Origin of the sequence: Endozoicomonas gorgoniicola, from assembly GCF_025562715.2 — a bacterium.
Lineage (GTDB): Bacteria > Pseudomonadota > Gammaproteobacteria > Pseudomonadales > Endozoicomonadaceae > Endozoicomonas_A > Endozoicomonas_A gorgoniicola.
On sequence record NZ_JAPFCC010000001.1, the window covers coordinates 3,681,682 to 3,692,500 of the forward strand.

Below are 10,819 nucleotides of genomic sequence, written 5' to 3' on the forward strand. Positions count from 1 at the left end.
ACCGGGCTTCGGGTCTGTCAGGCTTTCAGTTCGCCATCAAGATAAAAGCATTCCAGCTCTCTCAGATACGGCTTAATATCGCCAATATTGCTGGCGACCCACTGCTTATCGTAACAGGTGTCAAGGTAGCGCTCGCCGCTGTCGCAGATCAGGGTAACCACTGACCCGGCTTCGCCACGAGCTTTCATCTCACTGGCTATCTGCAATGCACCAAAAAGGTTGGTTCCGGTACTGGGACCAACTTTCCTGCCTAACAGTTTTTCCAGCCAGTGCATAGTGGCAATTGAAGCGGCATCGGGGATATGGCGCATTTCATCGACCACTCCGGGTATAAAAGAGGGTTCGACTCTTGGCCGCCCAATGCCTTCAATACGGGAACCCGCATCCAGCGTCAGAGATTTATCACCGGTTTTGTAGTAATTCAGAAAGACTGAATTATCCGGGTCAACAACACACAACCGAGTATTCAATTGCTGATAACGGATATAACGACCAATGGTTGCAGAAGTGCCGCCGGTTCCGGGACTCATCACAACAAATTTGGGTTCAGGATGTTGTTCCCGCTGCATCTGCTGAAACATTGAATTGGCGATATTGTTATTGCCTCGCCAGTCTGTAGCACGTTCAGCGTAAGTAAACTGATCCATATAATGACCGTTCAGCTCTTTCGCCAGCCGCCTGGACTCTGCATAAATCTGGCTGGAATGATCTACCAGATGGCAACGACCACCATAAAACTCAATCTGGCGAATCTTCTTGCTGGCGGTACTCTTGGGGATTACAGCAATAAATGGCAACCCCAGCAGGCGGGCGAAGTAGGCTTCGGAAATAGCCGTACTGCCTGAGGAAGACTCAATCACAGGCGTACCTTCTTTTATCCAACCGTTACACAGGGCGTAAAGGAACAAAGAACGTGCAAGCCTGTGCTTCAGACTGCCTGTGGGATGCGTACTCTCATCTTTCAGGTACAGGTCTATGCCATTAACAGACGGCAGATCAAGTTTTATCAAATGCGTGTCTGCACTGCGCTGAAAGTCTGCCTCAATCTTACGAACAGCGTCATTCACCCACTGATGAGCGTTATCCATCATGCCTCCTCAAATCCCGAAAATAAGTAATGCCTCATTTATTGTAAGCAGCCTTAGTCAGAAATAGTTTTCTTTCTCAGGGCTTAAAATCATAGCTTAAAGAGTAACTTTCTATGAATGGCATGATTTTAAGAATATTCTTCCCGGCAGTCGACCTACCGTACGATCAATGCTAAATAGTGCCTGTCAGAAAACCTATGAAAATTGAGTCACTGACATTCATCAAACAGTAGAACTGCTCCGCAAGCATTATCAGAGTCTCGCTTATAGGGCACTTCTTGATCAAAGTGCTTGCAAAATAGCCAAAACTGCCATTTTACGAACGTGCAGAACCCTCATGCACCCATGATCAAATTTCGGACGGCAAAAGACTGCTGTCAGTAGGGCTAAAAATCCCGTTCTTGTAAAATCCTGCCCAAGCGCTTCAGGTTGCCACCCACAACCGCAAGGGCAACATAGCGCTTGAAGGCATCAATGCCCTTGTCCGGACATTTATCGAGGCCATTGGCTTCCAGAGCATTAATGTCAGACTCTACGGCGGAATGCTTTCTTTTTGCCCGGGTAAACTCAAGGTGGTGCTCTCGTTTTTTGTCTTCTGCGGAAAGCCTGCCTTTCTTCGGCAGAATGGTTCGTTCCAGAAAGCCATCAAGTTCCTCAAGGTTGGCGGGGCTCCAGAACCCTTTGTCATAACTGACCTGGCTCAGCATGGGAAAGCGTTGTTTTGCTCCTTTTGCGATAGGCACTGCAACCTGATCGTCTGTCTGCTTTTGCATCACATGGTGATTCAGCGTGAAGCCAAACTGGTCTTGCAGTACGCATACCCGCAACCCCAACTCTACAGGAACTCCGGCTTTACCCTTGCTGATCCATTCTGTGTGGGGTTCAAAAATCGAGAACACCTTGTCGCTGTGAGGAATCTGCTGATGCTCGATCACCCGACGATAAATCAGATTAATCTGGTGACGACTGTGGGCAATGTAGTATTTGAGATTCTCCAGCGCAGACTCATCGGGGGCGCTTTTTTCTACCAGGGCAGCTGTGCTTTCTGCCTTGCGGATAATGTCGAGACTGTACTTAATGTATTCAAGGTGTGCCGTTTCAATATCGTGCTGACGTGACCGCTGTTTAAACTCGCAGGCAGCAACGGAATGTTTCAGATTCCGCACCTTGTGATAGCGCTTTCGATGCTGTTTTTTCAGGTATTCCCGCTGACGCCACGCTGGTAACTGGTACTGGCCAGCCAGGGTGGACGCAAACTCAATAGCCTTACGACAGGCATCGTTTAACAGGCTGATGTCTGTGGGAAAATGAACATCGGTCTTGACTACAAACGAATCGGCACGGCCATATAGCGGCTCATCTTTTTTTTAACCAGTTGATGGCCTGCTGCCACGACAATCTGGTTTACCTGGTCCAGTATTTCGGGCGTGAACAGGCTGATATTATCCTGCAATGTCTGGATATGATAAGAGTGCGTGCAGTAAGGACCGTGCCCAAGCATTTTCCGTAGCGTGCCGTGTTCATTGGCCAGCTCCTGAAGACGGTCATAATCACAGTTAGTGACCAGCCGCAGGGTGCCAAACACCAGTATGTTCCAGAGATCCATACCGGGACGACCATTATTACTGCTGGCAGGAATCATACTTTCAAGAACTTGAAAGACCTGCTCTCTCAGATCAGGTGTAACCCATATGTGCTGCAAGCCCCGCAAAAGCCGGGGAATATCATCTCTGGACTTGGGGTTGAATGTGATGGCGGAGATATCAACCTCGCCCAACTGCATTTGTGGATTAATGGTTTGACGCATAAACTCGAAAACAGCCTGTCTGGGAAAATCTTCGAGTATTATATTTGGCCTCAGGCTGTGTTTTTCAAGGGCTTGAGGGTTTTCGGACAGGCACTAAATACCCGTACAATAATTAATCGTTCTATCACACTGAACATATGTTCAATAAAAAAGCATACCCCTTTACAGTGTAATAATCGTCACTGGACAAGTTTTGCTCTGGATCAACAATCATTATCAAATTTTATTAAAGAATTAACAATAAACCTTTATTACTGAATTGACTGTGTTAGCATGAGTCTATTGGCCGAATGACTGAGATAATTCTCAGCATCCGCTTTACTTTGTGTTACCACCACACAATCCCTCGTCTCACACGCAGGCATAGACGACCATTTTAATATGCCTCCTTCAAGTAGAGAACGTAAGAGGACAATTTATTTAATTGATACAGGTATTAGACAATGAATAACTACAATTGCGATCAAACAGTGCCATGCAACGAAACAGAAAATAATACTCTGGCTAACTGTAAGAAAAATAACTGGCGTCAACGCTGGGAACGAATGGATGAAACCTCTCAGGAAAGCAAATGGCGCCGGGAAGGTAAACTGAAATAAGCATTCAAAACAACAGAACACTCAGTCTGGACATTTAACAAAAGTCAGCTACTACAAGGCTCAATACATATCCACAGAGCCAGTTTCAAATAACTGATGGGTGTTATAAGAAGGATTCATTACGAATCCTTTTTTTGTTTAACCCTAAACACGCTACTCTTTGCAGCGCTCAACAACCTCTTCATAGTTTAGTGAGCCTCCGAATATATCCAATGCACTGCCTATCGTGATGTGGATTCTATTTTTACCCGCAGTCCTGACGGCTTCAATATCCTCAATGGTGGCTATTCCGCCTGCATAAGTCACCGGAATCGGTGAATGTTCAGCGAGCAGGGCAACCAGTTGCAAATCCGGCCCGGCCATCATTCCCTCAACAGAGGCTGCATGAACCAGAAACTCAGCACAGGAATCCGCCAGTTCATGAAGCGTTTCTCTGGACACTTCCGTTTCTGTATACGTCTGCCACCGGTCTGTCACGATATAGTAACGCCCGTCTTTCTTCTTACAGGACAAATCCAGAACCAGTCGTTCGCGCCCTACGGCACTGACCAGTTGTTTCAAATTATCCTGATGAACCTTCCCTTCCCGAAACACATAAGAGGTCACCACAACGTGGGAAGCGCCCATTGCCAGATAGCCAGCTGCATTGTCAGCCGTAATTCCTCCACCCACCTGCAACCCTCCGGGCCAGACTGCAAGGGCCTGCTCTGCGGCGGCATCATTACCGGGTCCAAGCTTTATAATGTGTCCGCCCTGAAGGTTATCTTTGCGATAAAGCGATGCAAATTCTGCCGGTGAACGATCACTCTCGAAGTTAACGGTGGCTGAATTATCTGAATCCGATAACGAACTGCCGACAATCTGTTTAACCTTGCCATTGTGTAGATCAATACAGGGACGAAACTGCATAAACAATAACCTTTGAACGATTCATTACCAGCAACTCATAACCAGCAATTCATAACAGCAAGCCGCCGAAAACCTGAAGGCCTGAAGGCTAGTCTGTCACCAGCAGATTTTTCCGCAGCTGACTGACTTCTTTCGATGTCATCTCAAGACACTGCCTTGCGTATTGAGCAAAGCTACCACACTCTTCATTGATGTGGCTGAATGTGGCCTGTAGAAACTCTTTCTGAACACTCAACAGCGGGCGCAGAAAATCAGGGTTCACCCCTTCTGGCATCCAGCTGAATGTCACTTTACCCGTAGTACGCGCTTCAATATATTCCGCAGACAGCTCATTAGACAGCAGGAAATCATCCATTATCAGCACATCGGCAACCCCCAGTAACTTCAGCAGTAAAGCTGTTGCCACCCCCGTTCGGTCTTTGCCAGCAGTACAGTGATAAAGCTGAGGGTAACTGTCATCACTGAGAAGGCTATGCAGCCACTCGGCATAAACATGACTGAAATCAATGACCATACTGCGGTACAGTTCGCCCAGCCATCGAACGACCTCTTCAGCTGAATCGACATTCTGCAACACCCGCATCATTTCAGCACGGCCATTATCTCCCATAACCGGTATAGGTCGATGGATAATATCAATATCATTCACCGGCCATTGATGAGGCGTGTTTTCCTGTTCAAGGCTGGAGCGGAAGTCAGTGACAACCTTTAATTGCAGCGTGTCCAGTCGTTTCTTACTCTCACTGGAAAGTTGTGCAACCGAATCAGAACGATAGAGTTTTCCGGCAGCAATAGCCTTCCCCTCCTGCGTACGGATACCAGCCAGAGTGCGAAGATTGTGGGGCGTCCCCATGGGAATATGACGCTGATGTTTGCTCAGCGAACCAGAAGGAAAGCAATTCAGGGATTCTGTAATCTCTATCGACACGGTTAATCCTGTACCCAATGCTTTATAATTGTTCTCTTAACTTGTTTTTTTATAACATGATCTGGAACTATTGTATTGATGTAAGTTCCAGTCACGAGGTCTTATAGATGCACATCTGGGTCGATGCCGACGCCTGTCCAAATTTAATCAAGGAAATCCTGTTCCGTGCCGCCGAACGAGTCAGGGTACCTTTAACCCTGGTGGCTAATCAGTATTTGCGTACACCACCATCTCCCCTGATCAAAGCAGTGCAGGTTCCAGCCGGTTTCGATGTCGCAGATAATTACATCGCCCAGCACGTTCAGCCTGATGATCTGGTTATCACCGCAGATATCCCTCTTGCAGCTGAAGTTGTGGGTAAACAGGCCCTGGCACTGAACCCAAGAGGTGAGCTGTATACAAAAGAAAATGTGCAACAGCGTTTATCCATGAGAAACTTTATGGACGAGCTGCGCAGCAGCGGTGTCGATACTGGCGGGCCTTCATCCCTCTCTGCTCAGGACCGCCAGGCTTTTGCGAACCAGTTAGACCGATTGCTGGCAAAATACTCATAAATATTTGTCGCCAGCCCCAGTGACTGGCAACAAAATCTGCTTACATGCTTTTTATTGGCTCCGCTTTAACCTCCAGTGCCGCTTTATCCAGATTCAAAGGGTAGTGGCTCCGGCTGGTGTAAAGCAGCTTGCCATGCTGACGCACCTCTACAGAGATTGCGTACGTGTGGCCTGCCTTAATCAGGTGCGGTGCATAAGGCAGGTCAAAAGCGACCGGACCGAGAACTTCACCTTTAATCTTGATCTTCTGTTCGCCAATGGTCTGTAAGTGGGTATCCTGCTTACTAACGTCAATAAGCCGGACCATCATCTGAGAATTACGGGGAAAACTCCCTGTAGAAGAATGTACCTCACCTCTGACACGACCTGTCTCAGCCATGAAAACGATTGAGTCCTGACCACCTGCTTCTTTCAGAATCAGCATTCTGTCGTCCATAAGCATCTGGTTCGTTTTCTGCAGCGTAGTATGGAACGCCATCTCCTGCTGCATCACAGGTTCCCGACAAGCCATCATTGATGAACCAATACGTCCAAATGAAACCTGGCCTTGCTCTATCTGATAGCCACCAAAATAACTGTTACAAGGTCCTCTGCCATTTACCTTACCCTGAGAGGCAGAACCTTGCGTCAGCTCCATCGTAATTCGTTTTCCACCAACCGGAGCTTCCCCATTGAGTGAACTCATTACCCAGATCTGCCCCTGTAGCATGTCCGGTGTGACAACAACAGGCTTATGCGTTGAACTGCAGGCTGCCAGCATAGAGCTAACGGTCAATACCGTCGCAAAACGGCCAATGGTTCTCATGATATCTATCGCACCTCTTATCGCTTGAGTACAGATTGAACTTCAGAGTCCAGGAGATTGTTGCAATCTCCTGTGGGATGGAGAAAGTACCCGGAATATTACGCCTGACAACCGGTTCGGTGAAGTTATCGGAAGTAAGCTCACCGTAAAATTCAATAACTTCAGAATTTAAAATGGTTTTTCCATGACATTTGCCAAAAAAGCACAGTATGATCTTTACCCGAATCAACCTGCTTATGACTGATCATGAATCGCTACTCACCCCCAAAACCACCTATGCTCAACAGGGCTTACAGCCTTGGGGAAGAAATAGCCAATAGCGTAACCCACGGTATCGGAGCCATGCTAAGTGTAGCAGGGCTGACACTGTTAGTGACTTACGCGGCCATACAAGGCGACATCTGGCGTGTAGTTAGTTTTAGTATTTACGGCGGAAGCATGATACTTCTGTTTCTCATGTCGACCCTTTACCACAGTTTCCAGAACGAGAAAGTAAAACAAGTCTTCAAACTGCTGGATCACTGTGCCATTTATTTACTGATTGCAGGGACTTATACACCTTTCCTGCTGGTTACCCTCAGAGGAACGACTGGATGGATACTTTTTGCCATCATCTGGCTGCTGGCATTCACAGGCATTATCTTTAAGCTGGCATTCAGGCATCGTTTCAAAAAACTTTCGCTGCTGACCTATGTGGCAATGGGCTGGCTGGCACTATTTGTAGGGCAAGAGCTGGCACGAAGCCTGTCAGCCGGAGGCATGGCCTGGTTAATTTCTGGTGGGCTGGCCTACACTCTGGGCGTGATATTCTATGTTTGGAAAAAGCTACCCTATAACCATGCCATCTGGCACCTGTTTGTATTAGCCGGGAGCCTTTGTCACTACACAACTATTTTTGTTTATGTTTTGCCTGACAACTAACCTGACCACCCCTTCCTGACCTGCTGTCCAGCAAGAACTGGCAGGCAGTTTCCAGAGTCCAGGTCAGGTTCCTTTACTTTCAGGTCTGGAACTTTCCTGATGATTCAAAGTCGAATACCGGGTTATCTGTAAACTCGGATGTATTTGATGAACATTGACACAAACTGCCCCATTTGCCTTGAAACACGCCTGGATGGCAGTGACAAAGTGCAGCACAACAACGGCTCCTGCAATAAGTTTTTCCACCGAACCTGCATAAAAACCTGGGTGGAAAGAACAATTTTTAATCAGTATAACGCTAATCAATCTGAGCCGATCCGTTGTCCGGCCTGTACAGTAAGAGACGATTTCCCAGAGCTGATTCAGATGGAAAGCGACGTTCGAAGAAAAACAGATGAAGAGAATGAGCCGGTAATCACGTTGTTCGGGCGCCCCGGACGCAGAGGTAACATGGTTCAGGTAATACGCAGGCGGGATTTACCTAAGCTTTTCCTATTTTCAGCAGTAGCTGTTGCTACGGTTGCTGTGGTGTTTGCCGCATCCTATATAAAACAAAGGTGACTTACTCTCACATGATGCCTGCCCGACAGGCAACTGTGCAGGAACTGATTCAGCACCAGTCAGGCGTTAAATAATCTGACCGTTTTTTTTGCCGCTACCAGCCCCTTACCAAAACCCGATTCGTATCGTGGGTTAACTGCCAAATTAAGTCTGTTTATTACTTTCGGCCACTCGGGGCTTGGCGAAGGTGGTGAAGGAAAGCCCTCAGGCCATACAGCCCCTATTACCGATGAATTTAAGATACTGCATGGAAAGCAAACTTCACATATTTTTTTAAGAATCGGAAATACTGAATACAGGGAATCCATGGGCAGAGCAGGCATACTAAAACCATTCATGTCCATCGCATCAATCAAATAAACATAACCTTCCTCACTCTTATTATCTGCACGATTAATAATATACTCAGCTGCTGCTTTTGCACAAATGGTGGTTGATATACCGTCACTTCCCGTATAGCTAGGCGGGGATGAGCCAGTCATCCTAACTACTTGATACATTGCATTTACTGGGTGCCGAATCATAAAACCCTCCTCAAATATAACGCGCGGAGGTCTGTCATCAGCCCTGAAGACATATCCAGAGAAGTACCTGGTAGCTCCATACTCTTTGGATTCTCCGGCAGGGATACATCTGCTACCGGGTATGATTGTTGTATTCTGAAATTTTAAAGGGTTTGTCAGTTGCAGCACAGTATATTCTGAGTGCATATTCTTATGCTCCTTTAAACAGTATTGCCTGGCTAAAGAATAGTGCAGAGAAGAATAGTGTAGAGATTGGCTATTTTATTTTGCACATAGCAAAAACCCCAACCGAATTCTCGATTGGGGTTTTCTAATTAAGTGCCTGACAATGACCTACTCTCACATGGGGAATCCCCACACTACCATCGGCGATGTGTCGTTTCACTTCCGAGTTCGGGATGGGATCGGGTGGTTCCAACACTCTATGGTTATCAGGCAAATTTTGTGTGTTTCAAAGTCTTACTATTGATTGCTTTGAAACAAAGACACTGAAGCAAAATTCAGTGTTTTTTAATTGAGTGCCTGGCGATGACCTACTCTCACATGGGGAAGCCCCACACTACCATCGGCGATGTGTCGTTTCACTTCCGAGTTCGGGATGGGATCGGGTGGTTCCAACACTCTATGGTCACCAGGCAAATTCTTTTTTGAGTTGCAGCTTTGGGGGCTTTCGGTCGTATCCCGTGGCCCGTATCCCGTGACCCGTTTGGGCTGCTGCATACTCTGGAATCCTGTTTCTTAATAAGCTTTTCGAGTTTTCTTGCTTTACACTCTTATTGCCACGGATGGCATGTATGCTGACAATGCACGCCTACAGGGATGTAGGTGTTAGGGTAACGCAGGAGCAGTTACCGGGGAGCAATTGTCAGTGCTTGTGCATGGCTGCTAACGGGTTACGGGCTACGGGTAACGGGCTTCGTTATCCTCTAGCGGGTAACACAGTCAACATTCAAATCGCTTTGGCGTTATATGGTCAAGCCTCTCGAGTCATTAGTACGGGTTAGCTCAACGCCTCACAACGCTTACACACCCCGCCTATCAACGTCGTAGTCTTCAACGTCTCTTATGTGACCTCAAAGGTCAAGGGAAGTCTCATCTTGAAGGGGGCTTCCCGCTTAGATGCTTTCAGCGGTTATCCCGTCCGAACTTAGCTACCGGGCAATGCGTCTGGCGACACAACCCGAACACCAGTGGTTCGTCCACTCCGGTCCTCTCGTACTAGGAGCAGCTCTCCTCAAACTTCCAACGTCCACGGCAGATAGGGACCGAACTGTCTCACGACGTTCTAAACCCAGCTCGCGTACCACTTTAAATGGCGAACAGCCATACCCTTGGGACCGGCTTCAGCCCCAGGATGTGATGAGCCGACATCGAGGTGCCAAACACCGCCGTCGATGTGAACTCTTGGGCGGTATCAGCCTGTTATCCCCGGAGTACCTTTTATCCGTTGAGCGATGGCCCTTCCATTCAGAACCACCGGATCACTAAGACCTACTTTCGTACCTGCTCGACCTGTACGTCTCGCAGTCAAGCTGGCTTGTGCCTTTACACTAACCGCACGATGTCCGACCGTGCTTAGCCAACCTTCGTGCTCCTCCGTTACTCTTTGGGAGGAGACCGCCCCAGTCAAACTACCCACCACACAATGTCCCCGGTCCCGGTAAGGGACCTGGGTTAGAACCTCAATATTGCCAGGGTGGTATTTCAAGGTTGGCTCCATGCAGACTGGCGTCCACACTTCAAAGCCTCCCACCTATCCTACACAAGCAACATCAAGATCCACTGTGAAGCTGTAGTAAAGGTTCACGGGGTCTTTCCGTCTAGCCGCGGATACACTGCATCTTAACAGCGATTTCAATTTCACTGAGTCTTGGGTGGAGACAGCGTGGCCATCGTTACGCCATTCGTGCAGGTCGGAACTTACCCGACAAGGAATTTCGCTACCTTAGGACCGTTATAGTTACGGCCGCCGTTTACCGGGGCTTCGATCAAGAGCTTCGCGCTCTCCATAAAGAAGAGTCTAACCCCATCAATTAACCTTCCGGCACCGGGCAGGCGTCACACCGTATACGTCCACTTACGTGTTAGCACAGTGCTGTGTTTTTAATAAACAGTCGCAGCCA

10 protein-coding genes and 3 rRNA genes (1 of these 13 cut by a window edge) are annotated in these 10,819 nt (G+C 47.8%); 4 read left to right on the forward strand and 9 right to left on the reverse strand.

What is annotated here, in order from left to right; translation table 11 throughout:
- Positions 1 to 17: 17 nt before the first annotated feature.
- On the reverse strand, positions 18 to 1,088 hold the full coding sequence (locus tag NX722_RS16820) for a PLP-dependent cysteine synthase family protein (protein WP_322740935.1): 1,071 nt from the start codon (positions 1,086 to 1,088) through the stop codon (positions 18 to 20).
- Between the two features lie 386 nt (positions 1,089 to 1,474).
- A protein-coding gene (locus tag NX722_RS16825) for an ISNCY family transposase (protein ID WP_262563791.1) occupies positions 1,475 to 2,895 on the reverse strand; the annotation gives its coding sequence in 2 pieces (ribosomal slippage) (positions 1,475 to 2,451 and positions 2,451 to 2,895; 1,422 coding nt in all).
- Positions 2,896 to 3,338: 443 nt separating this feature from the next.
- On the opposite strand from NX722_RS16825, the gene NX722_RS16830 reads away from it, so the two are divergent.
- Positions 3,339 to 3,494, forward strand: coding sequence for a hypothetical protein (locus tag NX722_RS16830; RefSeq protein ID WP_262563993.1), 156 nt, complete (start codon positions 3,339 to 3,341; stop codon positions 3,492 to 3,494).
- A 153-nt stretch (positions 3,495 to 3,647) separates the two neighbouring features.
- On the opposite strand, the gene hisA is transcribed toward NX722_RS16830, so the two are convergent.
- Together hisA and NX722_RS16840 are read right to left on the reverse strand one after the other, a co-directional pair.
- Complete coding sequence (gene hisA, locus NX722_RS16835) at positions 3,648 to 4,403, reverse strand: phosphoribosylformimino-5-aminoimidazole carboxamide ribotide isomerase (RefSeq protein WP_262563994.1); 756 nt, start codon at positions 4,401 to 4,403, stop codon at positions 3,648 to 3,650.
- Between the two features lie 88 nt (positions 4,404 to 4,491).
- Entirely contained in the window at positions 4,492 to 5,331 is an 840-nt protein-coding gene (locus NX722_RS16840) for a tyrosine-protein phosphatase (protein ID WP_262563995.1), read from the reverse strand.
- Positions 5,332 to 5,438: 107 nt separating this feature from the next.
- Here NX722_RS16840 and NX722_RS16845 point away from each other — a divergent pair, with 107 nt between their 5' ends.
- Entirely contained in the window at positions 5,439 to 5,885 is a 447-nt protein-coding gene (locus tag NX722_RS16845) for a YaiI/YqxD family protein (RefSeq protein ID WP_262563996.1), read from the forward strand.
- 40 nt (positions 5,886 to 5,925) lie between these two features.
- On the opposite strand, the gene NX722_RS16850 is transcribed toward NX722_RS16845, so the two are convergent.
- Positions 5,926 to 6,690: an META domain-containing protein gene (locus NX722_RS16850; RefSeq protein WP_262563997.1), complete on the reverse strand. Its 765-nt coding sequence runs from the start codon at positions 6,688 to 6,690 to the stop codon at positions 5,926 to 5,928.
- Positions 6,691 to 6,936: 246 nt separating this feature from the next.
- Between NX722_RS16850 and trhA the strand changes: the two genes are divergently transcribed.
- Positions 6,937 to 7,611, forward strand: coding sequence for a PAQR family membrane homeostasis protein TrhA (trhA, locus tag NX722_RS16855; protein WP_262563998.1), 675 nt, complete (start codon positions 6,937 to 6,939; stop codon positions 7,609 to 7,611).
- Positions 7,612 to 7,749: 138 nt separating this feature from the next.
- Positions 7,750 to 8,172 carry an RING finger protein gene (locus NX722_RS16860; protein ID WP_262563999.1) on the forward strand — a complete coding sequence of 141 codons (423 nt, stop codon included), beginning with the start codon at positions 7,750 to 7,752 and terminating at the stop codon, positions 8,170 to 8,172.
- Between the two features lie 59 nt (positions 8,173 to 8,231).
- Here the strand turns inward: NX722_RS16860 and NX722_RS16865 are convergent, their stop codons facing one another.
- The 4 genes from NX722_RS16865 to NX722_RS16880 form a co-directional block, all read right to left on the reverse strand.
- Positions 8,232 to 8,882 (reverse strand): hypothetical protein, encoded by a 651-nt coding sequence (locus tag NX722_RS16865; RefSeq protein ID WP_262564000.1) that lies wholly within the window; start codon positions 8,880 to 8,882, stop codon positions 8,232 to 8,234.
- 134 nt (positions 8,883 to 9,016) lie between these two features.
- Positions 9,017 to 9,132, reverse strand: a 5S ribosomal RNA gene (gene rrf / locus NX722_RS16870).
- 84 nt (positions 9,133 to 9,216) lie between these two features.
- Positions 9,217 to 9,332: ribosomal RNA gene (rrf, locus tag NX722_RS16875) — 5S ribosomal RNA — on the reverse strand.
- Between the two features lie 333 nt (positions 9,333 to 9,665).
- Positions 9,666 to 10,819 (reverse strand): 23S ribosomal RNA (locus NX722_RS16880); it runs 1,779 nt beyond the window's last position.